Source organism: Haloferax sp. S1W, from assembly GCF_044593955.1.
Classification (GTDB): Archaea; Halobacteriota; Halobacteria; order Halobacteriales; family Haloferacaceae; genus Haloferax.
In genome coordinates, this window is sequence record NZ_CP172595.1 from 2446623 (window position 1) to 2470689 (window position 24067).

General features: G+C 63.7%; 23 protein-coding genes. 14 read left to right on the top strand and 9 right to left on the bottom strand.

Annotation, left to right across the window (positions count from 1 at the left end):
- Positions 1–88 precede the first annotated feature (88 nt).
- The 9 genes from ACH9L7_RS12920 (at position 89) to argF (ending at position 9393) form a co-directional block, all read left to right on the top strand.
- Entirely contained in the window at positions 89–1309 is a 1221-nt protein-coding gene (locus tag ACH9L7_RS12920; RefSeq protein ID WP_396611105.1) for an argininosuccinate synthase, read from the top strand.
- Position 1310: 1 nt separating this feature from the next.
- Positions 1311–2777, top strand: a complete 1467-nt coding sequence (argH, locus tag ACH9L7_RS12925) for an argininosuccinate lyase (protein WP_396611106.1) — start codon at positions 1311–1313, stop codon at positions 2775–2777.
- 326 nt (positions 2778–3103) lie between these two features.
- Positions 3104–3283, top strand: coding sequence for a lysine biosynthesis protein LysW (lysW, locus tag ACH9L7_RS12930; RefSeq protein WP_396611107.1), 180 nt, complete (start codon positions 3104–3106; stop codon positions 3281–3283).
- A 1-nt stretch (position 3284) separates the two neighbouring features.
- A complete protein-coding gene (lysX, locus tag ACH9L7_RS12935) occupies positions 3285–4160 on the top strand; it encodes a lysine biosynthesis protein LysX (protein WP_396611108.1) in 876 nt (291 codons plus the stop codon).
- Complete coding sequence (gene argC, locus ACH9L7_RS12940; protein WP_396611109.1) at positions 4157–5200, top strand: N-acetyl-gamma-glutamyl-phosphate reductase; 1044 nt, start codon at positions 4157–4159, stop codon at positions 5198–5200. Before lysX ends, argC begins: the two co-directional genes overlap by 4 nt.
- A gap of 55 nt (positions 5201–5255) precedes the next feature.
- A complete protein-coding gene (locus ACH9L7_RS12945; protein WP_396611110.1) occupies positions 5256–6188 on the top strand; it encodes an acetylglutamate/acetylaminoadipate kinase in 933 nt (310 codons plus the stop codon).
- Entirely contained in the window at positions 6185–7324 is a 1140-nt protein-coding gene (locus tag ACH9L7_RS12950) for an aspartate aminotransferase family protein (RefSeq protein ID WP_396611111.1), read from the top strand. Before ACH9L7_RS12945 ends, ACH9L7_RS12950 begins: the two co-directional genes overlap by 4 nt.
- Entirely contained in the window at positions 7321–8454 is a 1134-nt protein-coding gene (locus tag ACH9L7_RS12955) for a [LysW]-lysine hydrolase (protein ID WP_396611112.1), read from the top strand. The genes ACH9L7_RS12950 and ACH9L7_RS12955 overlap by 4 nt, the downstream gene beginning before the upstream one ends.
- 36 nt (positions 8455–8490) lie before the next feature.
- A complete protein-coding gene (gene argF / locus ACH9L7_RS12960) occupies positions 8491–9393 on the top strand; it encodes an ornithine carbamoyltransferase (RefSeq protein WP_396611113.1) in 903 nt (300 codons plus the stop codon).
- A gap of 56 nt (positions 9394–9449) precedes the next feature.
- Here argF and ACH9L7_RS12965 read toward each other — a convergent pair whose 3' ends face one another.
- Both ACH9L7_RS12965 and ACH9L7_RS12970 read right to left on the bottom strand, forming a co-directional pair.
- The gene (locus ACH9L7_RS12965) at positions 9450–9911 is read right to left on the bottom strand and encodes a DUF6789 family protein (RefSeq protein WP_396611114.1); all 462 of its coding nucleotides are present in this window, start codon (positions 9909–9911) and stop codon (positions 9450–9452) included.
- A gap of 122 nt (positions 9912–10033) precedes the next feature.
- Positions 10034–10843, bottom strand: a complete 810-nt coding sequence (locus ACH9L7_RS12970) for an alpha/beta fold hydrolase (protein ID WP_396611115.1) — start codon at positions 10841–10843, stop codon at positions 10034–10036.
- 183 nt (positions 10844–11026) lie between these two features.
- On the opposite strand from ACH9L7_RS12970, the gene ACH9L7_RS12975 reads away from it, so the two are divergent.
- Entirely contained in the window at positions 11027–13231 is a 2205-nt protein-coding gene (locus ACH9L7_RS12975) for an ATP-dependent DNA helicase (RefSeq protein WP_396611116.1), read from the top strand.
- 64 nt (positions 13232–13295) lie between these two features.
- Positions 13296–14672, top strand: coding sequence for a cytochrome P450 (locus ACH9L7_RS12980; protein ID WP_396611117.1), 1377 nt, complete (start codon positions 13296–13298; stop codon positions 14670–14672).
- An 18-nt stretch (positions 14673–14690) separates the two neighbouring features.
- Here the strand turns inward: ACH9L7_RS12980 and ACH9L7_RS12985 are convergent, their stop codons facing one another.
- Positions 14691–15188 (bottom strand): 2'-5' RNA ligase family protein, encoded by a 498-nt coding sequence (locus ACH9L7_RS12985; protein WP_396611118.1) that lies wholly within the window; start codon positions 15186–15188, stop codon positions 14691–14693.
- A gap of 99 nt (positions 15189–15287) precedes the next feature.
- The gene (locus ACH9L7_RS12990; protein ID WP_396611119.1) at positions 15288–15482 is read right to left on the bottom strand and encodes a hypothetical protein; all 195 of its coding nucleotides are present in this window, start codon (positions 15480–15482) and stop codon (positions 15288–15290) included.
- A 158-nt stretch (positions 15483–15640) separates the two neighbouring features.
- On the opposite strand from ACH9L7_RS12990, the gene ACH9L7_RS12995 reads away from it, so the two are divergent.
- Positions 15641–16834, top strand: coding sequence for an SPFH domain-containing protein (locus tag ACH9L7_RS12995; protein ID WP_396611120.1), 1194 nt, complete (start codon positions 15641–15643; stop codon positions 16832–16834).
- Between the two features lie 35 nt (positions 16835–16869).
- Here ACH9L7_RS12995 and ACH9L7_RS13000 read toward each other — a convergent pair whose 3' ends face one another.
- From ACH9L7_RS13000 to uvrB, 4 genes are all read right to left on the bottom strand, one after another.
- On the bottom strand, positions 16870–17310 hold the full coding sequence (locus ACH9L7_RS13000; protein WP_396611121.1) for a universal stress protein: 441 nt from the start codon (positions 17308–17310) through the stop codon (positions 16870–16872).
- A gap of 96 nt (positions 17311–17406) precedes the next feature.
- Entirely contained in the window at positions 17407–18492 is a 1086-nt protein-coding gene (locus ACH9L7_RS13005) for a sulfite exporter TauE/SafE family protein (RefSeq protein WP_396611122.1), read from the bottom strand.
- A gap of 413 nt (positions 18493–18905) precedes the next feature.
- Positions 18906–19028, bottom strand: a complete 123-nt coding sequence (locus tag ACH9L7_RS13010) for a hypothetical protein (protein ID WP_396611123.1) — start codon at positions 19026–19028, stop codon at positions 18906–18908.
- Between the two features lies 1 nt (position 19029).
- Positions 19030–21108, bottom strand: coding sequence for an excinuclease ABC subunit UvrB (gene uvrB, locus ACH9L7_RS13015; protein ID WP_396611124.1), 2079 nt, complete (start codon positions 21106–21108; stop codon positions 19030–19032).
- Between the two features lie 90 nt (positions 21109–21198).
- On the opposite strand from uvrB, the gene ACH9L7_RS13020 reads away from it, so the two are divergent.
- Positions 21199–21468 (top strand): hypothetical protein, encoded by a 270-nt coding sequence (locus ACH9L7_RS13020; protein WP_396611125.1) that lies wholly within the window; start codon positions 21199–21201, stop codon positions 21466–21468.
- A 383-nt stretch (positions 21469–21851) separates the two neighbouring features.
- Here the strand turns inward: ACH9L7_RS13020 and ACH9L7_RS13025 are convergent, their stop codons facing one another.
- Positions 21852–22451: a transcription antitermination protein gene (locus ACH9L7_RS13025; RefSeq protein WP_396611126.1), complete on the bottom strand. Its 600-nt coding sequence runs from the start codon at positions 22449–22451 to the stop codon at positions 21852–21854.
- A 182-nt stretch (positions 22452–22633) separates the two neighbouring features.
- Here ACH9L7_RS13025 and ACH9L7_RS13030 point away from each other — a divergent pair, with 182 nt between their 5' ends.
- Positions 22634–24061 carry a short-chain fatty acid transporter gene (locus ACH9L7_RS13030; protein WP_396611127.1) on the top strand — a complete coding sequence of 476 codons (1428 nt, stop codon included), beginning with the start codon at positions 22634–22636 and terminating at the stop codon, positions 24059–24061.
- The last annotated feature ends 6 nt before the right edge of the window (positions 24062–24067 follow it).

Here is a 24067-nt window from a genome sequence, read left to right on the forward strand (position 1 = left end):
ATTTTCGTGGCTATAGGCATCTCTACCGCTTAATTTCACAGTTTGAATGCAAAGAATTTATTTAGCTGTCCACGTCACAATCGAGTACATGAAGAAAGTCGCACTCGCGTTCTCGGGCGGACTGGACACAACAGTCTGCGTTCCGATTCTCGAAGAAGAGTACGGATACGACGAAGTTATCGGCGTCACAGTCGACGTTGGCCAGCCAGAAGAGGAGTTCGAGGAGGCCTACGAAACCGCAGAGGCGCTCGGTCTCGACCACTACGTCATCGACGCCAAAGACGAGTTCGCACAGCTTTGTCTCGACTCCGTGACCGCCAACGCGGACTATCAGGGCTATCCGCTCGGCACGGCGCTCGCACGCCCGGTCATCGCACAGGCAATTCTCGACCTCGCACAGGAAGAGGGCTGTGACGGTATCGCCCACGGTTGTACGGGCAAGGGGAACGACCAACTCCGCTTCGAGGCCGTCTGGCGCGCCTCCGACCTCGAAGTCATCGCGCCCGTCCGCGAGATGGGCATGACCCGTGAGTGGGAAATCGAGTACGCCGCCGAGAAGGACCTCCCGGTGCAGGGCGGCAACGAAGGCGTCTGGTCTATCGACACGAACCTCTGGAGCCGTTCCATCGAAGGCGGCAATCTCGAAGACCCCGGCTACGTCCCGCCGGAGAACATCTACGAGTGGACCGACCAGCCCACCGGCGAGACGGAACTCGTCGAAATCGAGTTCGAAAACGGCTACCCCGTCGCAATCGACGGCGAGGCGATGGAACCGCTCGAACTCATCTCCGTCCTCAACGAGAAAGCAGGTTCCTACGGCGTCGGACGCTCGGACATGATGGAAGACCGCATGCTCGGCCTGAAGGTGCGCGAGAACTACGAGCACCCGGCCGCGACGACGCTCCTGAACGCCCACAAGGCGCTCGAAGGCCTCGTCCTCACGAAAGAAGAACGCGACTTCAAGGCCACCGTGGACAACGAGTGGTCCCAGAAGGCCTACGAAGGCCTCATCGACGCTCCGCTCGTGGGTGCGCTGAACGCGTTCCTCGAAAAGACCCAAGAGCGCGTCACGGGCACCGTGACCATCAAGTTCGAGGGCGGACAGGCCCGCCCGGTCGGCCGCGAGTCCGAGTACGCCGCCTACTCCGAGTCCGCCGCCTCCTTCAACACGGAGACGGTCGACGGTATCGAGCAGGCCGACGCGACGGGCGTCGCCAAGTACCACGGCTTCCAGGCGCGTCTCGCCAACCAGAGCACCAAGCAGAAGCAAAAGCCCGAACTCGCCGCCGACGGCGGCAGCGAAGAGTAAGATGACAGGCGAGGACGGCGACTCCGAGAGCGTCATTCGCCGGGACCGCTTCAGCGGCGGCCCCGCCCGCGGGTTCATGTCGAGCCTCGCGGCCGACGAACGCATCTTCGAAGCCGACCTCGCCGTCGACCGGGCACACGTGGTGATGCTCGCGGCGCAGGACATCATCGAGTCCGATGTTGCCGCGGACATCCTCGATGCGCTCGACGACGTGGAAGCCGCCGGCCACGACTCTCTCTCCGGCGGCGAGGACGTGCACGAAGCCATCGAGGCTGCCGTCATCGACATCGTCGGCCCTGACGGTGGGAAGATGCACACCGCGCGCTCGCGCAACGACGAGGTGGCGACCTGTATTCGCTACCGCCTGCGTGAAGACGTGCTGTCCGCGCTCGACGCCGCGCTCGCCCTGCGCGAGTCGCTCGTCGAGACGGCCGCCGAGCACACCGAGACGGTGATGCCCGGCTACACGCACCTGCAACCCGCCCAACCGACGACGGTTGCGCACTTCCTGTGCTCGTACGAACGGGCGGTCGCCCGCGACTGCGCCCGCCTCCTGTGTGCGTACGAGCGCATCAATCAGTCACCCCTCGGGTCGGCCGCCTTCGCGGGCACGCCTTTCGACGTGAACCGCGAACTCGTTTCCGACCTGCTCGGGTTCGACCGCGTGATGGAGAACTCGATGGACGCCTCCGCGACCCGCGACTTTCTCGCGGAGACGCTGTCCGCACTCGCCACGCACGCGGTCACGCTGTCGGGACTCGCCGAAGACCTCGTCGTCTTCTCGAACAAGGGACTCGTCGAACTCTCCGACGACTACTCCTCGACGTCGTCTATCATGCCGCAGAAGAAGAACCCCGACACGATGGAACTCGTCCGCGCCGTCGCGGGCGACGCCGTCGGGGAACTCACCGGCCTGTTGACGACGCTGAAGGGACTGCCCCGCGCGTACAACCGCGACCTGCAACGCGCCCACAACCACGCGTTCCGCGCAGTGGACGACGTGACGGAAGCGGCCGCCGTCGCCGCCGGGGCAGTCGCCTCCGCGACGTGGCCCGAAGACGCGCTCGCCGAGGCCGCGGGCGAAGGGTTCTCGACGGCGACGGGCGTCGCCGACCTGCTGGCGATGGCCGGGTTGCCGTTCCGCACGGCCCACGAAGTCGTCGCCGAGGCGGCCGCCCAATCGACGGGGACCCCTGACGTGGCAACACTTGACGCCGTCGCTACGGACGTATTAGGTGAGTCACTCTATACGCACGTGAGCGAAGAGGCCGTCCACGCAGCGCTGGACCCCACCGAGAGCGTCGCCAGTCGCGACTCCCTCGGTGGTCCCGCCCCCGTCGCCGTCGAGGCGACGCTTTCGACGGCCCGCGACGAACTCGACGCGGACTTCGCTGCCGTGGCCGACGCCCGCGACTCGCTGGCGGCGGCCGCCGAGCAACTCGACGAAGAGGTATCGAACTATGTCTGAGAACGCGACCCTCGTCTCCGGCCTGCCGCGACGACCGCGAGCTGTTGCTCCGCGACGACCGCGACGAGCGGTTCCGGTTCCGCGACGACCGCGAACGGAACTGCGACCGCGACCGCGACCGACGCAGGGGACGTCCCGACCGGTTCCGCGACCGGTCCCGTCCCCGGTGTTGGGTGAGGGTGGCAACCGAGCTCAACACGTCGTTCGACCGACCACCAGTGTCGGTCGATTCTCCCGATAACCGCCGAGAGAGTCTTCTTTACACTGTTTTTTGCTTCGTAATTTTCGACGGATTTAATACTCCCCACCGTTCAGAATCGGGTGTAATGAGCGACACCATCACTGCGGAAGACCCGCTGACCGGCGAAGAAATCGAACTGCCGTCCGACGTGGAAGTCGGCGAAATTATCGACAGTCCCGCCACGGGCGCAGAACTCGAGGTCGTCGCCCTCGACCCCGTGACACTGGAAGAAGCACCCGAACTCGAAGAGGACTGGGGAGAGTAAATTGCACGTTGGACTGCTCTATTCCCGGATTCGCCGCGACGAGAAGTTGCTTCTCAACGAGCTTCGCGACCGCGGCCACGAGGTGACGAAGATAGACGTGCGGAAAGAGCAGTTCGACCTCTCTGAGCCACCAGCGGCGTTCGACGACGTGGATATCGTCGTCGACCGCTGTTTGGCGACAAGCAGGAGCCTCTATATCACGCGCTTCCTGCAGTCGTACGGCATTCCCGTCGTCAACTCCCACGAGACGGCCGACATCTGCTCCGACAAGGCCAAAAACAGCCTCGCACTCGCAGATGCGGGCGTTCCCACGCCCAACACGAAGGTCGCGTTCACCGTCGACTCCGCGATGGACATCGTCGAGGAGTTCGGCTACCCCTGCGTCCTCAAGCCCGTCGTTGGCTCGTGGGGGCGGCTGATGGCGAAAATCGACTCTGAGGCGGCCGCCGAGGCCATCCTCGAACACAAGGCGACGCTCGGCAACTACGAGCACAAGGTGTTCTACATTCAGGAGTTCGTCGAGAAGCCCGGCCGCGACATCCGCGTGCTGGCCATCGACGGCGAACCCATCGCCGCGATGACCCGCTCGTCGGACCACTGGCTCACGAACGCCGCGAAGGGCGCGAACGCCGAGGCGTTCGAACTCGACGCCCGCGCGAAGGAACTCGTAAAGCAGGCGTCCGACGCAGTCGGCGGCGGCCTACTCGGCGTGGACCTCATGGAGACGGGGACAGACTACACCGTCCACGAGGTCAACCACACCGTCGAATTCAAAGCGCTCAACGAGGCCGTCGATGTGGACGTCCCCGCGAAGGCCGTCGATTGGCTCGAAACGAAGGTCGAAGGCGAAACGCTGCTGGCGGAGGCCTCTGCATGAGCGAACAACTCACCGCGGGCGTCGTCGGCGGCTCCGGCTTCACCGGGGGCGAACTCCTTCGCCTCCTCGATGGCCACCCGAACTTCGAGGTCGAACAGGCCACGAGTCGCTCCTACGAGCGCAAGACCGTCGGCCACGTCCACCCGAACCTCCGCCACCTCGACCTCCGCTTTACCTCGCCTGCGGACCTCGAATCGGTGGACGTACTCTTCACCGCGACGCCTCACGGCGTCTCGATGGAACACATCGACGCGTTCCAAGAGGCCGCAGACACCGTCGTCGACCTCTCCGCCGACTTCCGTCTCTCCGAGGAGGCGCAGTACGACGAGTGGTACGACGGCCACATCTGTCCCGAGTACCTGGAGAAATCCGAGTACGCGCTTCCCGAACTGAACCGCGAGAACCTGCCCGGCGCGGAACTCATCGCCGCTGGCGGGTGTAACGCGACGGCGACCATCCTCGGTCTCAAACCGCTTTTCGACGCCGAGATTCTCTCCGGCGACGAGCAGGTGGTCGTCGACGTGAAAGTCGGCTCCTCCGAAGGCGGTGCGGGCGCGAGCAAAGCGTCCTCGCACGCCGAGCGCTCTGGCATCGTCCGGCCCTATGCACCAACCGGACACCGCCACGAAGCTGAGATTCAGGAGTATCTGGGCCTCTCTGTCTCTTTCACCGTCCACGCCGTAGACATGGTCCGCGGCGCGGCGGCGACCTGTCACGTCTTCCCCGACGACCCGGTCTCGAAAGGCGACATGTGGAAAGCATTCCGCGGCACCTACGGCGACGAGCCCTTCATGCGCACCGTCGCGGGTGGCGGCGGCGTCTATCGCTACCCCGAACCCAAGTCCGTTGCAGGTACCAACTTCGGCGAAGTCGGGTTCGAAATCGACCCGACAAACGGTCGCCTCGTGGTCTTCTCCGCCATCGACAACATGATGAAAGGCTCCGCCGGGCAGGCAGTCCACGCGGCCAACATCGCACTCGGCTTAACGGAGACCGCCGGGCTCGACTTCACCGGCTTCCACCCAGTCGGCTCCCCCTGAGCGCACCGTCCCCGAACACGTCCCCAGACTGACCACCGTTCGTACTATATCGACAATGACAGGATACACACGCGAGGAACTGCTTGCGGCACACGAACAGCTCGTCGACAACGACGAAAATCTCGTTACGGATGGCGGCTCTGAGCCGCCGGTCGTCGTCAAAGTCGGCGGCGCGAAGGCCGTCGACCCGGCGGGTGCCGTCAAAGACGTAGCACACCTCGTCGCCAACGGAACCGATGTCGTCGTCGTCCACGGCGGTTCAACCGCCGTCGACGAGACGCTCGAAGAACTCGGCGAGGAACCAACCTACGTCGAGTCGCCCTCCGGCGTCACCGGCCGCTTCACCGACGAGCGCACCATGGAGGTCTTCTCGATGGTGATGCCCGGCAAACTCAACACCGACCTGACGGCGCTGTTCCGCGAGGCGGGCGTCGATGCGCTCGGCCTCTCGGGCGTCGACGGCGGCCTTCTCACCGGACCCCGTAAATCGGCGGTTCGCGTCGTCGAAGACGGCAAGAAGAAAATCAAGCGCGGCGACCACTCCGGGAAGATTACTAGCGTCAACACGGGCCTCCTCGAAACGCTTCTCGACGGTGGCTACACGCCTATCGTGACCGTCCCGATGCTCGCCGACGACGGTGTCCCGGTCAACGCGGACGCCGACCGCGCCGCCGCGGCAGTCGCGGGCGCACTCGGCGCGAGGCTCGTCGTCCTCACCGACGTGAAGGGCGTCTACGAGGACCCCGACGACGAATCGACGCTCATCGAAACGGCGGACACGCCCGCGGAGTTCGCGGCATTGGAAGACGCGGCTGAAGGCTTCATGACGAAGAAGGTCATGGCCGCGAAGGAAGCGCTCGACGGCGGGGCCGCCGAGGTCATCGTCGCCGACGCGAACCTCAACGACCCACTCATCACCGCGCTCGACGGCGGCGGCACGCACGTGACGCCCGGCGCGCTCGTGGAAGCCGAGGAGGCCGAACAATGAGCGGCGGCTTCGTCTTCAACGAGAAACCCATCACCATCGAATCCGGTGAGGGTGCGTATCTCTATGCGGACGACGGCACCGAGTACCTCGACTTCGGCGCGAGTTACGCCGTCGCGGCACTCGGCCACTCACATCCCGCCGTTACCTCCGCAATCCAAGAGCAGGCTGCCAAACTGACCTACGTGCAGGCGTCGTACCCCGTCGAGGTTCGCACCGACCTCTACGAGAAACTCGCGGCGCTCGCGCCCGGCGACATCGAGAACGTCTGGCTCTGTAACTCCGGGACCGAGGCCAACGAAGCGGCGATGAAGTTCGCCCGCTCCGCGACGGGTCGCCAGAAAATCGTCGCCACCAAGCGCGCCTTCCACGGCCGTACGCTCGGGTCGCTCGCGCTCACGTGGAAACAGAAGTACAAGAAGCCGTACGAACCGGTCGCTGGCGGCGTCGAGTTCGTCACCTACGGCGACGCAGACGAACTGGCCGAAGCCGTCGACGACGAAACGGCCGCCGTCTTCCTCGAACCCATTCAGGGCGAAGGCGGCATCAACCCGGCCACGGCGGAGTACCTTCAGACCGCCCGCGACCTGACCGAAGACGCGGGCGCGGCGCTCGTCTTCGACGAGATTCAAACCGGCGTCGGCCGTACCGGGACGCTCTGGGCCTGTGAACAGGCCGGTGTCGTCCCCGACATCCTCACGAGCGCGAAGGGCATCGCAAACGGCCTCCCCCTCGGCGTGACGCTCTGCGCAGACTGGATTGCCGACGGCGCGGCCTCCCACGGGTCGACCTTCTCTGGTGGTCCCGTGGTCTGCGCTGCCGCGAACGCCACCCTCGACACCATCGTCGAGGAGGACCTGCCCGGCCACGCGGCCGCGGTGGGCGAGTACCTCACGAGCGAACTCGAAGCGGCCGTCGAGGAACACGACCTGCCGGTTCGCGACGTTCGCGGCGACGGCCTGATGGTTGGCGTCGAGGTCAAGCGCGGCGCGAACCGCACGCTCAAGCACCTCGCGCTGTCCGAGCAACTGCTCGCGCTCCCCGCAGGGCGCACCGTCGTCCGGTTCCTCCCGCCGCTTATCATCGAGGAAGAACACGCCGACAGCGCCGTGGACGCGATGACGAACGTACTGTCATGAACGCGAAGATGGACCACGACACCGACGAAGCGGCCGAGGCTGACGCGAACACGCAGGCAGCCGCTGCGTCCCAGACGGACGCGCCCGCGGAACTGACCGCCGAAAGCGACTGGGCCGAAGCGCGCGAACTCCTCTACGACATGGTGTCGACGCCCTCCGTCTCGGGCGACGAGGAGGCCGCCGCCGAAGTCCTGAAGGCGTTTTTCGAGGCCCACGACCGCGAGGTCTGGATAGACGACGTCGGCAACGTCCGCGCCCCCGCCGACGACTCGGTCTTGCTGACCTCGCACATCGACACCGTCCCCGGCGACATCCCCGTGACGGTCGAAGAGGGTGCGCTCTGGGGTCGCGGCAGCGTGGACGCGACTGGCCCACTCTGCTCGATGGCCGCAGCGGCCGTCGAAACCGGCGTCTCGTTCGTCGGCGTCGTCGGCGAAGAGACCACCTCGCGCGGTGCGTGGCACCTCGTCGAGGACCGCGAGGAACCCGACGCGGTCATCAACGGCGAACCCTCCGGATGGGACGGCGTGACCCTCGGTTACCGCGGGTTCCTCTCTGGGACCTACGTCTCGACCAGCGAGTTGGGACACTCCTCGCGCCCCGAGGACAACGCCATCCAGTCGGCCGTCGCGTGGTGGTCGCGCGTGGCCGACTTCTTCGACGAGGAGCACGACGGCGTCTTCGACACGGTGACGACCAAACCCGTGACCTTCGACGGCGGTCCCACCGAAGACGGCCTCGCGGTGGAGGCGACAGTGGACGTGCAGTTCCGCGTCCCGCCTCGCCTCACCATCGACGACGTGCGCGAAGTCGCCGAAGGCGAACTCACTCGCGGCAGCGTCCACTGGAACAAACCCATCCCGCCCGTGATGATGAGTCCGCGCACGGACGTCGCACGGGCCTTCCGCGTCGCCATCCGCGGCGTCGGCGACACGAAACCCCGCTTGCTCCGCAAGACGGGGACCAGCGATATGAACATCTTCGCCGGGACGTGGGACTGCCCGATGGCGACCTACGGTCCCGGCGATTCTGACCTCGACCACGCGCCGAACGAACACCTCGAACTCGACGAGTTCGACAGCGCCATCGACGTGCTGGTCGCCGTCTGCGAGCGTCTCGCGGACGACTGAGGGTACCGACTCAACAGGAGACACGATTACGACACAATGCTCGAAACGACACACTTCATCGACATCGACGACATCAGCGCATCGGAGTTAGACCGCGTTCTCACCCGCGCCGCCGCCATCAAGGCCGGCGACGACGAGACGCGACTGCCCCGAGCGACGCTGGCGATGCTCTTCGAAAAACCGAGTACGCGCACTCGTGTCTCCTTCGAGACCGGTATGACCCAACTGGGTGGTCACGCGCTCTTTCTCGGCCCCGAAGACATCCAACTCGGCCACGGCGAACCGCTCTCGGATACGGCCCGCGTACTGGGTCGCTACGGCGACGCCATCATGGCGCGCCTGTTCGACCATGAGGACCTGCTGGAAATCGCCGAACACTCCACGGCACCGGTCATCAACGGCCTGACCGACGACGCCCACCCCTGCCAGACGCTCGCCGACCTGCTCACCATCCGCGAACACGTCGGCGCGTTCGACGAGGTGCAGGCGGCGTGGGTCGGCGACGGCAACAACGTCGGCCAGTCGTTCGTCCTCGGATGTGCCATGGCCGGTATCGACCTCACGGTGGCGACGCCACCCGGTTACGCGATGGACGACGAGGTCATGGAGCGCGCCGCTGAACTCGGAGAAGCACCGACGGTCACGACGGACCCCGAAGAAGCCATCGACGGGGCCGACGTGGTCTACACCGACGTGTGGATTTCGATGGGACAGGAAGACCAGCGCCACGAGAAGCTCCAGGCGTTCGAGGGCTTCCAAGTGAATGGCGACTTACTCGCCGGAAGCGACACGCAGGTCATGCACTGCCTGCCCGCCCACCGCGGCGAGGAGATTACCGGTGACGTGCTCGAAGGCGAGCAGTCGCTCGTCTGGGAGCAAGCGGAGAACCGCCTGCACGCCCAGAAGGGCCTCATCGTCGAGTTGCTGGAAGCGGAGTAGCCCGGCCGGTCGCCGGGACGAACTGTTTTTGAAAACGGGCTGCGACGACGGCCGACTTAGAGCGTCTTCTCGATTGCGGGGTACGCCAGTCCGAGGACGGCACCGTAGACGACGTGACCCATGAGGCTCGTCGTGCTCACGTTCGGCAGCGGCGGGTTCGCGGGCGACCCAACAGCACTGAGCCAGACGGGCATCACAAGAACGGCGAGGACGACCCAGAGAACGACACCATAGCCGACGCCGAGACCGAGTGACTTCGGCGTCGAGTCGATATCGACGACGCCAGCGAGGCCCGCGAAGGCGACACCGAGAATCGCGCCGTGGGCGACGTGGATGGTAAACCCGGCTGTCCCACCCATGAGCGTGTACATCGACGGGATGGCGACTTCGAGGACAGGTCGCATTTGCACCAGCATCATCGCGCCCATGACGACGGCGGCGACTGCGCCGGCGACGACGCCCGCTTGCCAGTTCGCGTCCAGTGTCGATTCGGTTCGTGAGGTGGCTGTGTCTACCATGTAGCCGCACGTTCACGAGAGGGTCACAAAATGCTCCCTCGGACGGGTACCGCGGCCGCAACGCGGGGGTACGATTAAGTAGGATGGCTCTGTTTCGGTCCTGAAAGAACGAACAGAGTCCGTTAGTTCGATTCGTGGACGAACGCGAGCACTTCGTCGATGAAGAGTTCCGGTGCGGTATTCATCGCGGCGTGTCCGTGTCCATCGAGAGTCACAATCCAGCTGTTCGGGAGTGTGTCGTTGAGCACGTCTGTCGAGTCTTTGAGAAACGGGTGGCTCTCGCTTCCGGACAACAGCAATGTTGGGGTGGTGAGTCCTGCGAACCGCTCGGCATCGAACTCGTACTCCTTGCGCGCTCGTTCCTCCCGGAGGACGGTATGCACAGCATCCACTCGGGCCTGCCAGTCCGGGGCCGACCGGTAGGCGTCGAGTTCTGTGGAGGACGAATCGACAACCCCGCGGAAGAAGCGTACGAGCGCTTGCTCGTTCTCACCGTCGTCCATGAGAGCTTCCATCTCGTCGAGAACGTCCTCAGTGTCGGGGTCGCGGTCGCTGACCGGTACTGGCGCTTCGTACAGGACGAGTTTGCGCAGATTGTCGGTTCGCAGGGCCGCCTCCAGTGAGCAGAGGCCGCCAAAGGAGTGCCCGAGCAGAACGGCTGATTCGTCGATAGAATCGACGACGGCAGCGACGTCCTCGAACTCCCGTTCTGGTGCATACTCGTCGGTGTCGCCGCTCTCGCCGCGGCCACGTCTGTCGATTGCGTACACCGTAAAGTGTTCCTCGAAGGCAGAACGGAGGGGGTCCCACCGCGTGTGGTCAGCGGTCGTCCCGTGGACGAGCACGAGTGGTGGCCCGCTTCCACCTCGTTCGTACGCAATCGGCGTTCCATCCGCTGACGAGACCGTTTCCATTGGGGTCGTTGAGGCCATTGGCTGCTCCAGTCGTTGCGCCCAACTCGATGTGACTTCGTATCGAGCGCTAGGTCCGCTACGCTTCGATGCAGGTTAACAATTGTCTACCCACGGTGAGCCCGTTGCCCATCGGGTGCCCAGAACCGTCCACAGGGGGTGTCGCTCCGAGGTTTTTAACCCGATGGCGACCGAGAATCGGTCGTGTCCCACGCAGACGACTCCCGCGACGAGGCCGACGCCGGGAGGACGTGGCGATTCTTCCCCTACGACGAGCCGTATCCGAATCAGGAGGCGGCGATATCGGGAATCGCCGACGCGCTCGACGAGGAGCGGAACGTCCTCCTCGAAGGCGCGACCGGGACGGGAAAGACCATCTCGGCGCTCGTGCCCGCCCTCCAGTACGCCCGCGAACACGACAAGACGGTCGTCATCACGACGAACGTCCACCAGCAGATGCGCCAGTTCGTCGCGGACGCCCGGCAGATAACGCGAACCGAGCCGATTCGGGCGGTGGTGTTTCGCGGGAAATCCTCGATGTGCCACATCGACGTGGGCTTTCAGGAGTGCCAGACCCTCCGCGACACCACCCGGAGCATCGTCGAAAAGGAGTCGGACAAATCCGAGCTTTCGGAGCAGGCCGACCTCCTTTTAGACCAGATGCGCGAGGGCGACTCGAACGCCGCCGACGCGCGAAGCGCCGTCACCGACGAACTCGACCGCCTCGACGAGGAGTTAGACCAGTTGCAGGAGGGCAACTACTGCGACCACTACTACAACAACCTCACGCGGAACACAGACGAGTTTTTCCAGTGGTTGTTCGACGACGTGCGGACGCCAGACGAGATTTTCGAGTACGCGGGCAAACAGAACCTCTGCGGCTACGAGTTGCTGAAAGAAGGCATGGAGGGTATCGACCTCGTGGTCTGTAACTACCACCACCTGCTCGACCCGATGATTCGCGAGCAGTTCTTCCGGTGGTTAGACCGCGAACCCGACGACATCATCACGGTGTTCGACGAGGCGCACAACATCGAGGGGGCCGCCCGTGACCACGCGAGTCGCGCGCTCACCGAGAACACCTTAGAGAGCGCGATGAACGAGTTGGAAGGCGTCGAGGACTCGCGGGCCGAGAGCGCCCGGAACGTCATCGGGACCTTCCTCGATACCCTTCGGGAGAGCTACGAGGAAGCGTTCGGCTTCGGCGAGCGCGAGCAGGTCGGCGAGAACTGGTACGACCTCTCTATCGCCAACCAGAACCGCCGCGACGACCTGACGCTCACGTTCCTCCAGTCGTACGAGGGCCGCGGCATCGACGTGGAGGTCGAACTCGCGTTGCAGTTGGGCAAGCGCCTCGACGAGCAGTACGAAGAAGAGTACAAAAACGGCGACGCGACCACGCGCAAGGAGTGTCAGACCCTCCAGGCGGCGAACTTCATCGCCGACTGGATGGAGATGGGCGGCGAACTCGGCCGCCATCCCATGCTCTCGGTGCGGCGCGACGGCGGCACCGACGAAATCTACGGCCGCGCAGAACTCTACACCTGCATCCCGCACGACGTGACGAGCGAACTGTTCGAAGAGGTCCACGCGAGCATCCTGATGTCGGCGACGCTCCGGCCATTCGACGTGACAGAAGAGACACTCGGCCTCGACGACCCGGTGACGATGGCCTACGGCCTCGAATACCCCGAGGAGAACCGGCGGACGTTCGCCGTCTCGTTGCCCGCGCTGTTCTCGTCGGAGCGCGACGACACGGGCACACAGGAGACTATCGAGCAGTTGCTTATCGACACCGCCCGGTTCACGCCGGGGAACACGCTCGTGTTCTTCCCGTCGTACTCGGAGGCCGAGCGGTACCACGAGCGGTTGCGCGCGAATCCGCAAGTCGACCATACGCTCTTCCTCGACGAACCCGGCGTCCGCGCCGAAGAGGCACGGCAGGAGTTCGTCGGTCACGACGACGCTGTCCTTCTCACGTCGCTGTGGGGAACGCTCGCGGAGGGCGTGAGTTTCGACGGCGACGACGCGCGAACGGTGCTCGTGGTGGGCGTTCCGTACCCGCACCTCTCCGAGCGGATGGAAGCGGTACAAGACGCCTACGACCGCATCTACCGCGGGAAGCGAGACGCAGGGTGGCGATACGCTGTGGAGATTCCAACCATCCGAAAGACGCGGCAGGCGCTCGGGCGGGTCATCCGCGCACCGGACGACTACGGGGTGCGCATTCTCGCCGACAAGCGCTACACCCGTGAGAGTTCGTCGATGGGGAAATACGGCGTTCGCGGGTCGTTCCCGGTCGAAGAGCGGGCGGAGATGGTCGACATCACCCCGGAGAAACTCAAGTTCGCGATGCTCAACTTCTACAACGACCACGACGCCTACGACGGCGACCCGCCGCGGCCGTAGCGGAGAACGCTCACGACTGACGACCGCCGTGTAATTCTTACCTCTTCGAACCAACACATACCCGATGAGTGCGACCCCTCCCGGACCGAAGGGCGTCCCGCTGTTCGGAGCGAGTCGGCAGTACGCCCGCGACCCGTTCAGTTTCCTGACGGCGGTGGCCGACGCCTACGGCGACGTGATTCACTTCGAACTCGGCCCGCTGGACACCTACATGCTCACGAATCCCCGCGACATCGAGCGCGTGTTGGTGAGCGAGGCGCTGAAGTTCCAAAAGCCGCAGTTTCAAGACCGCGCCATCGGCGACTTGCTCGGTGACGGCCTGTTGATGAGCGAAGGGGAGACGTGGAAAACGCAGCGCCAACTCGCCCAACCGGCGTTCGACGTGCGCCGCATCTCGACGATGGCGGGGATGATGACCGACCGCACCGAGTCGATGCTGGCCGACTGGCACGACGGCGATGTGGTCGACGTCCAGTTGGAGATGACCCGGTTGACCGTCGAGATAATCGTGGACGCGATGTTCGGCACCGACCTCGACGACGAGCGAATTCGGCGGGTGCAGGAACATCTCGAACCGCTAGGTGCACGGTTCGAACCCGACCCGATTCGCTTCCTCACGCCGGATTGGCTGCCGACCAGAGAAAACCGCGAGTACAAAGAAGCGCTGTCGGTGCTCGAAGACATCATCTGGGATATCGTCGACGAGCGCCGCGGCACCGAGTACGGCCCCGGTCCGGCGTCGTCGGTTGCGGACGACACGTCACTCGGGGACGAACCGATGGACCTGCTTTCGATTCTGCTTCGCGCCTACGACCGGGGCGAACAGACCGACAAGAACCTCCGCGACGAACTGATGACGATGCTTCTGGCGGGCCACGACACCACGGCACTGACACTCACCTACGCGTGGTACCTACTCTCAAAGCATCCCGAGGCAGAGGCCAAACTGCATCAAGAAGTAGACGACGTACTCGGCGGCCGAACCCCCACGTTCGAGGATGTTCGGCAGTTAGAGTACACAGAACGCGTCCTGAACGAGGCGATGCGCCTGTATCCGCCGGTGTACGTGATGTTCCGCGAGCCCAAAGTCGACGTGCGACTCGGAGGCTACCGCGTTCCGGCGGGGTCGGCCATCATGCTCCCGCAGTGGGTCGTCCACCGCTCGGAGCGCTGGTGGGACAACCCGCTCGAATTCGACCCGGACCGCTGGAAGCCCGAACGAGTGGCCGACCGACCGAGTTTCGCGTACTTTCCCTTCGGCGGCGGACCGCGCCACTGTATCGGAAAGCACCTGTCGCTGCTCGAAGGGCGCTTGATACTGGGAACGGTCGCTCAACGGTACGAACTCGACTACATCCGGGACAGTCCGTTCTCGCTCCGCGGGTCGCTGACGATGCACCCGCAGGAACCAATTGGGATGCGACTCCACGCCCGCGAGTAGTCTCACAAGAGTCCCGTTTCAGACTGGAAGCGTGAGCGAGGCGGCCGTCTCGCGGAACTCGGCGTCATAGAGGTCGAGTTGTGAGACGGTCCACTCGACGGGGTCGATGTCGTGGCCCGCCAGCATCCGTGCGTCGGCGAGCGAACCGCCGCGAGCGAGCGTGACGTGCGGAACGTAGTTGTCGCCTTCGAGTCCGTCGATAGCCCCGAACTCGTCGACGAGCTGTTCGTGTAGTGAGACGAGTCCCGGGCTCTCGACGGCGAGATAGACGACGGGCGCACTGCCGCGAGGCGGTTGCTCGAAGTAGTCGACGCCTGTGACGCGGGCTTCGAATGCGGGCGCACCCCGAAGCGACTCGTGGAGTTGTGCCCGCAAGCGGTCGAAATCAGATTCTTCGAAGCGCTTGCAGACCAGCGTGTGTCGGTCGCGGACCCGGTCGAACGGCGCGAGATAGGGAAAGAGGTCGGACGCGACCCGAGCAACCTGACCCGGAACCGGGACGTTCAGACTGTGCACGGCCGAATTTCACATGAAAGATACAAATGGATGTCGACATCTGGTAAGAAGTGATATTTAATCGATAACAACAGCTGGCGTGGAACTCTCGCTGTTCTCTTAGATTCGGTCGAGAAGCCAGAGGACGATGACGAGAATGATGACGAGTCCGAGAATCGGCTGAAGCGGGCCGAGAAGAACGGTGAACAGTCCGAGTATCTCCCCGACGATTTCGAGTGCCAGCCAGATGACGACGAGGACAAGCACCACTTTCAGCAACGTATTCACTTCGAGACCGCCTCGGTCAGATGGCATGGGCTGGTTTTCGGCTAGTCGAGAACAAATACTTGGTGGCCGTCGTGAGCAGACGAGACACCGAGGCAGCCCGCGGGTGTGACCGCTGTGAGGAGCCACACGTCGACTTCGACCCCAGAGGCGGGTAGCTTTTGTCGCCGCCGGTGCTACAAGTTCGCATGGACAGCCTGCTCTACCAACTCGGGAAGCGCTCCGCGTCGTCGTCATCCGCGGCGACGAGAGTCGAAAGCGGCCCGCCCCGCGTCCCGCGTTGGGTCGGTCCCCTCGCAGTTGCGGTGCTCGCGTTCGGTGTCGCCGTCGTTGCCTTCCCCGTTACGCCGCTGACGCTCGTCGGCTACGTCGTCCTCGCGCTCGCCATCGCGGCGGTGTACGACGCAGTCGAAATCGTGCAGGCGTACGAAAAGCGGACGCTCACCGTCTTCGGGAAGTACCAGGGTATCCTCGAACCGGGGCTGAACATCATCCCGCCGTTCATCTCGAAGACCTACCGCTTCGACATGCGGACCCAGACGATGGACGTGCCGACGCAGGAAGCAATCACCGAGGACAACTCCCCGGTGACCGCGGACGCCGTCGTCTACATCCGCGTGATGGACCCCGAGCGCGCGTTCCTCGAAGTCGACCACTACCGCCGGGCCGTCTCGCTGCTCGCGCAGACGACGCTCCGGGCGGCGCTGGGTGACATGGAACTCGACGACACGTTGGCCCGGCGCGACCACATCAACGCCCGGATTCAGGAGGAACTCGACGAACCCACCGACGAGTGGGGCGTCCGCGTCGAGTCCGTCGAAGTCCGCGAGGTGAAACCCTCGGCAGATGTCGAAAGCGCGATGGAGCAACAGACGGCCGCCGAGCGTCGCCGCCGTGCCATGATTCTCGAAGCGCAAGGTGAGCGCCGCTCTGCCATCGAGAAGGCCGAAGGTGACAAGGCGTCGAACATCATCCGCGCGCAAGGTGAAAAGCAGTCACAAATTCTCGAAGCGCAGGGTAACGCTATCTCGACGGTCCTCCGTGCTCGCGCCGCCGAATCGATGGGCGAGCGCGCCATCATCGACAAGGGGCTGGAGTCGCTGGCGAACATCGGCACCTCGCCGTCGACGACCTACGTCCTCCCGCAAGAACTCACGTCGCTGCTCGGCCGCTACGGCAAGGGCCTAACTGGGTCCGATATACAGCAGGCAGCGGGCCTCGACAGTCTGGAGTTCGACGAGGAGACGCGACAGTTGCTCGGGTTGGACGATATCGAGGAGATTCTCGGCGACCTCAAACTGGACAAGACGGCCGACATCTCGGTGGACGCCGTCGACATCGAAATCGAAGACGGCGGGGTCGAGACGGCGAACGAGCGATAGCAGTTCGCTATTCTTCGTTGGCGCGGTCCGGAGGGTTACTTCTCTTCATCTGCTCGGACTGTCAGCACCGGCACGGGAGACGTTCTGACGACGCGCTCGGCGACGCTCCCGATGAGGTAGTGGTCGAGTCCAGTTCGACCGTGGGTGCCCATCACGAGTACGTCGATGTCGGCGTCCGCCGCGTAGTCGGTGATGACCGACTGGGGATTGCCCTCCTCGACGACTCTCTCGACCTGTACCTCGACGGGGAGCGCGGCCGCCGCCGAATCGACGGCCCGCTCCGCACGGTCGAGTTCGGATTCTCGCCACACGTCGGGAGCGATACCACCCGACGGGCTTTCGAATCGATTGCGGGAGTCGGCGACAGAGAGGACGTGAACCGTCGCCCCCGTCTCCTCGGCGAGTGAGGCCGCGTGTTCGATTGCAGCGTTCGATGCGTCGCTTCCGTCGGTCGGCAGGAGGATGTGGTCGTACATGTGTCGAAAGCTGGGATGGAGGTAGTTAGTGGAGGGAGGTGGTTCCACGTTCGTTGGAAGCGTGTTCGTGTGTGAAATGCTAGGTGTTCGGGGCGGTTAGAACCCGGCGGCCATCAAGAACAGCGCCAGCGAGATGACTGCGAAGAGGACGCCGACGAAGTTCTTGATGGTGTCCGTTTCGAGCGCGTTCGACACGTAGGGGGCGATTTGGCCGCCGAGGACCGTCGCGGGGACGGTGAAGACGACCATGTTCCACGGCGTGCTCGCGAGCGAAAGCGAGTGACCACCGACAAGTCCGCCACCGAAGACGTGGACGAGCGACGCCAGAATGGCAGTCAGCGCGACCACGATGTGGTTCGTACCGATAGCGACGCGGACGGGAACTTTCGTGCTGAGCATCGAGATGATGCCGAGTTCGCCGACGCCGAATCCGGCGAGCCCCTGGAAGGTGCCGCCGATGCTGTAGTTGGCGAAGCGACGGAGGTAGCCACCGCGAGTGTATCGGTAGTCGTCGCCCTCCCGGTCGACGCGGGTGACAGTACCGTCGTCAGCCGTCCGGACGCCCGCAGGACCGAGTTTACCGGGGTCGTTCGGGAGGTCGGTAACGGTACCGCCGTCGGTGGCGGCAGCATGGTCCAAACTGGAACTGGAACCGGGTTCCTCGTGACTGAGGTCGGTGTTGAAAAGCAGGTACGACGCCGCGAGGAGCGCGATTCCGAGAAGCGCGTGGAAGACGACTTCCGGGATAATGAACGAGAGGAGTGCGCCCCCGACGACGAACGGGACGGACCCAGCGACGAGGGTGAGCGCGAGTCGCCGGTCGACGAGTCCGTACTGGATGAACGCGATGGCCGAACTCGACAGGCCGAACGCCTCACTGATGAGACCCACCTTCACCAACGTTGCAGGTTCGAGTGGCTGTGCGAAGATGGGGAAGATGAAGATGAGAAACGGGACAAACAGGGCTGACCCGCTGATTCCGACCGTGTTCACGATGGTCGCACCGGTGAGGAACGCCGGGAACAGCCACCAGTACTGAAGCCAGTAGTCCATGCCAGCATCGGCCGGAGTCGGCGCGATGGTGAACACGGTGGTGAGGAACAGCAGTGGTGCGATGAACACGAGAATGTGTTGATACTTCAGGAACGACTTCTGGACGCGACTGTAGGACTGAGAGCTCATGGTTCTCGTTGACGTTCAGTACGCAGTGTGATTCGCGCCTGCTCGGAGGCAGTAACGCGATAGAAGTGAGCCGTATGCCGAATCGTCAGCGGAGTCATCGCACCATGTGCGACCGACCACCGTGTCCGAAGGAGCGGCCGACCCACACGCCGGGGCTGCCGACGTTGGGTCGTCCCTCGATACATCGAACGACCGATGTGTTGCTGTCGGGGGCATCTACGTGATGCCTCCTTTGGGGAAGAGGTGGTGTACGTCGTGTCCTGCGGGCTCGTCCGCCGAGTAGCGGGTCACGGTGGAAGTGGCATAGCGAAGTCGGGTTAATAAGTCTTCATGACTCTACAGGTTTTGGGTACAGTCCCCACACCGACGCGCGTCGAAACGGTGGCAACGTATGCTTCAACCCACAGTCTGTCTCAGTCGAGGAGGGGTTGTCGAACGAGTTCGCGCTCGTTCTCGGAGGTCAGTCGGGTGAGCGCGGCGGGAGAGTCGAACCACGCGCGAGCGTCAACCTCGTCGCCGAGACTGTCGGCGGCCACGTCAGAACTCGTCCGGGGGCGCGAGACTGTCGTCGTCGGGTACTTCGGGTTCAATACCGTCGTCGAGCGACTGAAGGTCGAACTCGCGGCGGAGGTTTTGAATCCGGTCGCGGATGTCGGCCGCCAGTTCGAATTCGAGGTTGTCTGCGGCCTCCTGCATCCGGTCTTCGAGGAAGGCAATCTGCTCTCGGGCTTCCTCTTCGTCCTCGGGGCCGTCGCCGGTGATGCCGCGGGTGTCGGTCTTGCTTCCCGGAAGGTTCGTCTCGCCGACTTCCTTGTCGATGGTCGTGGGTGTGTGGCCGTGTTCTTCGTTGAACTCTTGCTGGATGCGGCGGCGACGTTGCGTCTCGGAGATGGCCGACTCCATCGCGTCGGTCATCTCGTCGGCGTAGAGGACGACTTCGCCGTTGACGTTGCGGGCGGCCCGACCCATCGTCTGGACGAGCGTGGTTTCAGAGCGCAGGAAACCTTGCTGGTCGGCGTCGAGGATGGCGACGAGCGAGACTTCGGGGATGTCCAGCCCTTCGCGGAGGAGGTTGATGCCGACGAGGACGTCGATGTCGCCGAGGCGAAGCGAGCGAATGAGTTCGTGGCGTTCGAGCGTGTCGGTTTCGTCGTGCATGTACGCCACGTCAACCCCGGCCTCTTCGAGGTACTCGGTGAGGTCTTCGGCCATCCGCTTCGTGAGCGTGGTGACGAGGACGCGCTCTTCGCGGTCGATGCGCTCGTCGATGCGGGCCATCAGGTCGTCGACCTGTCCGGTCGCTTCGGTGACTTCGACCTTCGGGTCAACGAGGTGCGTCGGGCGAACAATTTGCTCGACGATTTGCTCGGAATGCTCGCGCTCGTAGTCACCGGGCGTTGCGGAGACGAACAGTGCGTGGCCGATTTTCTCTTCGAACTCCTCGAACGTCAGCGGGCGGTTGTCGTAGGCCGTCGGGAGGCGGAAGCCGTTTTCGACCAGCGAGTCCTTTCGGGACTTGTCGCCGGCGTACTGACCCTTGATTTGCGGGAGTGTGACGTGCGACTCGTCCACGACGGTGAGGAAGTCGTCCGGGAAGTAATCGAGGAGCGTGTAGGGTGCATCACCCGGTTCGCGGTCAGAGAGGTGGACCGAGTAGTTCTCGATGCCGGAACAGTGGCCCGTCTCGCGCAGCATCTCGATATCGAAGGTGGTGCGCTCTTCGATGCGCTGGGCGGCCACGAGGTCCCCTTGTCGCTGGAAGAACTTCACGCGGTCTTCCATCAACTCCTCGATTTCCGAGATGGCACCCTCCAGTTGGTCTTCGGGAATCGAGTAGTGCTCTGCCGGGTGGACGAGTACCGCCGGTTCGGAGGACTTGACCTCGCCTTCCAGCGGGTCGAGTTTGAGCATGCGGTCGATTTCGTCGCCCCAGAACTCGATGCGGACGGCGTAGCGGCCGTACATTGGGTAGACTTCGACGGTGTCGCCGCGGACGCGAAACGTCCCCTGTCGGAAGTCCACGTCGTTGCGCTCGTAGTTCAGGTCGACAAGTTGCCGCAGGAGTTCGTCGCGGTCGATTTGCTCGCCGACTTCGAGGCGGAGGGCCATGTCGGTGTAGTTCTTCGGGTCACCGAGTCCGTAGATGGCCGAGACGGATGCGACGACGATGACATCGTCGCGGGTGAGAAGCGACCGGGTCGCCGAGTGGCGCAGGCGGTCGATTTCCTCGTTTATCGACATGTCCTTGTCGATGTAGGTATCGGTCTGTTCGATGTACGCCTCGGGTTGGTAGTAGTCGTAGTACGAGACGAAGTACTCCACCGCGTTGTCGGGAAACAGCGTCTTGAACTCCTCGTACAACTGGGCGGCGAGCGTCTTGTTGTGGGCGAGGACGAGCGTCGGTTTCTGTATCTCTTCTACGACCCACGACACGGTGTTCGTTTTGCCGGAACCGGTGACGCCGAGGAGGGTCTGTACGTCGGCACCCTCGCGGAATCCGCGGGCCAACGCCTCGATAGCCTCGGGTTGGTCGCCCGCCGGGTCGAAGGGCGCATCAACGCGGAATTCGCGCTCTGCTTCAGGTCTGTCGGCGGACAGGGGACCAGACTCACTCATTGCACCGACGTTGGTGTGCGGCGTACTTGAGCGAGGCGGTGCTTGTCACCGTGGGAATCGTTTTCCCACGATAGGCCGTACACTAACGATATGACACGAGAAGAACTCGAACGAGCAAGCAAGTTGCTCAAAGAGGCGGCCGAAGCGACCGACGGCGACGTGCAGGAACAACTCTACGAGCAGTCCGACCAACTGGCGAAACTCGCCACGCGCGACCAGGGACCGGACCACGGCCGCCTCGCCCGCCACATGACCACGCTCCACGACCTCGCAGAGGAACTCGACGGCGACGTTGCTGAGACGGTGCGCGAGGCCCGACAGGAAGTCCTCGAATACCGCAAAGACGTACCGGGCGTCTGAGACACCACAAAGACGTACCGAGCGTCTGACGCTCGGCAGACAGACCCCTTCGTTTCAACTGGAACGAGAACGGTTGACACGGGGAATTGCGTAAGCAACTAAGACCGGCAAGCAGTGGTTTTTCGGGCGATAGTGGGTTCGATAGCGGAGTGGTTAGGTCGCGTTTCTCGTTCTTGCCACCAGACCGACAATCGAGGGTCGGTAGGGTGACCGACTGACACTACAAGAATATTGTACCTCGACTCGGCCTCCAGCCTCGTCGCGGTCTTTTTTGTTGCCAGAACGCTCTGCGTTCTGGCTGAACGGCCAGCTTTTTCGAGGAGGCTTCCCACAGGCCAGCGAAGCTGGCCGAGGAAATCCGACGAAGAAAAAGGGGGAGGAGTTTAACAGACGTTCTTCGGCTTGATTCCCATTCCCTCCAACGTCTCGACGTACTCGTCGTAGGCAGCTTCGATAACTGCGTCAGCGGCCTCGCGGGTGACAGCCTCGTCCTCAGCAAGGTTGTCGATAGCGTCCCCGATGGTGTCGAGTTGGTCGTTGAGGTCGGACTTGAGCGTCCGGAACGTGCTCGCAGTCATCGGGTCCGCATCGCCGACGAAGAAGCCGACCATCTGCTCGACGGTCTTCAGCGAGACGAGCGCGCGGGCGAGCGCGCCACCGAGGCGGCCGTCGGTCGACTCAAACTCGGAAAGTACGTCGTAGACGTTTGGCGCGTTCTCCGCCGGTTCGAAGTCCACGGTGTCGGCGTGTTCGCGGGCGGTGTCGGCGAGGTCCGAAAAGAGCGCGGCGGCCTCGTCGTTCGGTTCGTCGGACGCCCACCAGTCGAACAGTTCGGCGGCGGCGTCTGCCTCGGCGGCGGCCGCGGCGCGAACTGCATCACCCTCCATCTCGCCGCCGGTGACGGCGTAGAGAGCTTTCGAAGAGCCGAGACGGGAAAGCGGTGTCTCGTGGTCGTCGCGGAGCGTATCGAGGAGGTCGGACATGTGTTGGGGGTACGTCCGTTTCGGGTTTGTACCCATCGGCGGCGGCGAGTTCGGCAGGTGGTCTGTGACGCCCTCCGATGAAGGGCTCTTCCGAGGTGACCCGAAATCTGGGTTTCCACCAGTACGGGACTGGTTAGAATGTAAAACATTATGTGGCATTTATTCATGAAGTATTCTGTACCATGTCGAATGTTATCAGGTCAGCAGCAGAGAGTAGTTCGAAGCTCGTCGAGCGGTACCTGCCCGACGCGTTTCTGTTCGCAATCATCCTGACGGGCGTTGCGTACGCGCTGGCGATAGTCTACGTCACCCCGGCGGAAGGGGCCGGAGTGGTTGGCCACGCCCAGAACCTCCTCATCGACGGGTGGTACGGCGGCTTCTGGAACCTGCTTTCGTTCGGGATGCAGATGACGCTCATCTTGATGACCGGGTATGCGCTCGCACAAACTCGGTACGTCGATGCACTGTTGACCAGACTGGCGCGGATTCCGAACTCCGAGCGCGGTGCCGCCGCGATGGTTCCCGTCGTGGCTGCCGCGGCGTCGTTCGTCCACTGGGGCCTCGGGCTCGTCGTCGGTGCCCTGTTCGCCCGGAAGATTGCGGCCGAAGTCCGCACCATCGACTTTCCAATCGTCGTCGCGGGAGCCTACGCCGGGTTCGTCGTCTGGCACGGCGGTCTGGCAGGGTCGATTCCGCTCCTGTTGAACACCGACGGGAACTTCCTCATCGAAGCGGGCGTTCTCAGTTCGACGTTCGGGACAGGTGGGACGATATTCACCCTCGCCAACCTCGTCCTCGTCGTCACGGTCGGCTTTCTCTTTCTGCCCGCGCTCTTCGCGCTGATGTACCCCAAGTCGGATGCGAAGAAGACACCCATCGACCCCGAGGAGTTGGATGCGGCGGCCGATGGCGGTTCTACCGCGTCGGCGACGCTCGGTGCCGACACGACGCTCGCGACGCGCATCGAACACTCGACAGTCGTCGCGGTCAGTATCGGTCTCGCCGGATTGGTCGCGGTCGGCCTCTACTTCGTCGAGGGAGTTGCGAACGGGACGATGCCGTGGAACAACCTCAACCTGAACATCGTCAACTTCGCGTTTCTCTTCCTCGGACTGACGCTCCACGGGACGCCCAAAGCCTACGTCGAGTCCATCATCGAGGCGGTCGAAAACGTCTGGGGCATCATCCTCCAGTTTCCTTTCTACGCAGGTATCATGGGTATCATGGCCTACGCGCCGGGCGAGTCGGTCAGTCTGGCGACGCAAATCGCACAAGGGATGGTCGCTGTCTCACCCGAGGGGGCGCTGCCGGTGATTGCGTTCCTCACGGCCGGTCTCGTGAACTTCTTCGTCCCGTCAGGAGGCGGCGAATGGGCGGTCATCGGCGAGACGCTCGTCACCGCCGCGAAAGCATCCGGAACGTCGATTCCGCGGGTCGCAATGGCCGCCGCGTGGGGTGACGCGTGGACCAATATGATTCAGCCCTTCTGGGCAATCCCGCTGCTTTCCATCAGTGGCCTGTCGGTTCGGGACATCATGGGCTACTGCGTGATGGTGTTACTCGGAACGGGTGTGCTGGTTGCTGTCGGAATCAGCGTGCTTCCGATGTGAGTCCGC

What these genes read in the sequence shown, in the direction of transcription:
- ACH9L7_RS12970 (WP_396611115.1), bottom strand. Translation starts at nt 10,843, where the DNA reads ATGGCCTCAACGACCCCAATGGAAACGGTCTCGTCAGCGGATGGAACG.
- ACH9L7_RS13005 (WP_396611122.1), bottom strand. Translation starts at nt 18,492, where the DNA reads ATGAGCTCTCAGTCCTACAGTCGCGTCCAGAAGTCGTTCCTGAAGTAT.
- uvrB (WP_396611124.1), bottom strand. Translation starts at nt 21,108, where the DNA reads ATGAGTGAGTCTGGTCCCCTGTCCGCCGACAGACCTGAAGCAGAGCGC.
- ACH9L7_RS13030 (WP_396611127.1), top strand. Translation starts at nt 22,634, where the DNA reads ATGTCGAATGTTATCAGGTCAGCAGCAGAGAGTAGTTCGAAGCTCGTC.
- lysW (WP_396611107.1), top strand. Translation starts at nt 3,104, where the DNA reads ATGAGCGACACCATCACTGCGGAAGACCCGCTGACCGGCGAAGAAATC.
- ACH9L7_RS12920 (WP_396611105.1), top strand. Translation starts at nt 89, where the DNA reads ATGAAGAAAGTCGCACTCGCGTTCTCGGGCGGACTGGACACAACAGTC.
- argC (WP_396611109.1), top strand. Translation starts at nt 4,157, where the DNA reads ATGAGCGAACAACTCACCGCGGGCGTCGTCGGCGGCTCCGGCTTCACC.
- ACH9L7_RS12980 (WP_396611117.1), top strand. Translation starts at nt 13,296, where the DNA reads ATGAGTGCGACCCCTCCCGGACCGAAGGGCGTCCCGCTGTTCGGAGCG.
- argH (WP_396611106.1), top strand. Translation starts at nt 1,311, where the DNA reads ATGACAGGCGAGGACGGCGACTCCGAGAGCGTCATTCGCCGGGACCGC.
- ACH9L7_RS12990 (WP_396611119.1), bottom strand. Translation starts at nt 15,482, where the DNA reads ATGCCATCTGACCGAGGCGGTCTCGAAGTGAATACGTTGCTGAAAGTG.
- ACH9L7_RS12955 (WP_396611112.1), top strand. Translation starts at nt 7,321, where the DNA reads ATGAACGCGAAGATGGACCACGACACCGACGAAGCGGCCGAGGCTGAC.
- ACH9L7_RS12965 (WP_396611114.1), bottom strand. Translation starts at nt 9,911, where the DNA reads ATGGTAGACACAGCCACCTCACGAACCGAATCGACACTGGACGCGAAC.
- ACH9L7_RS13000 (WP_396611121.1), bottom strand. Translation starts at nt 17,310, where the DNA reads ATGTACGACCACATCCTCCTGCCGACCGACGGAAGCGACGCATCGAAC.
- ACH9L7_RS12950 (WP_396611111.1), top strand. Translation starts at nt 6,185, where the DNA reads ATGAGCGGCGGCTTCGTCTTCAACGAGAAACCCATCACCATCGAATCC.
- ACH9L7_RS13020 (WP_396611125.1), top strand. Translation starts at nt 21,199, where the DNA reads ATGACACGAGAAGAACTCGAACGAGCAAGCAAGTTGCTCAAAGAGGCG.
- ACH9L7_RS12945 (WP_396611110.1), top strand. Translation starts at nt 5,256, where the DNA reads ATGACAGGATACACACGCGAGGAACTGCTTGCGGCACACGAACAGCTC.
- ACH9L7_RS12995 (WP_396611120.1), top strand. Translation starts at nt 15,641, where the DNA reads ATGGACAGCCTGCTCTACCAACTCGGGAAGCGCTCCGCGTCGTCGTCA.
- ACH9L7_RS13025 (WP_396611126.1), bottom strand. Translation starts at nt 22,451, where the DNA reads ATGTCCGACCTCCTCGATACGCTCCGCGACGACCACGAGACACCGCTT.
- argF (WP_396611113.1), top strand. Translation starts at nt 8,491, where the DNA reads ATGCTCGAAACGACACACTTCATCGACATCGACGACATCAGCGCATCG.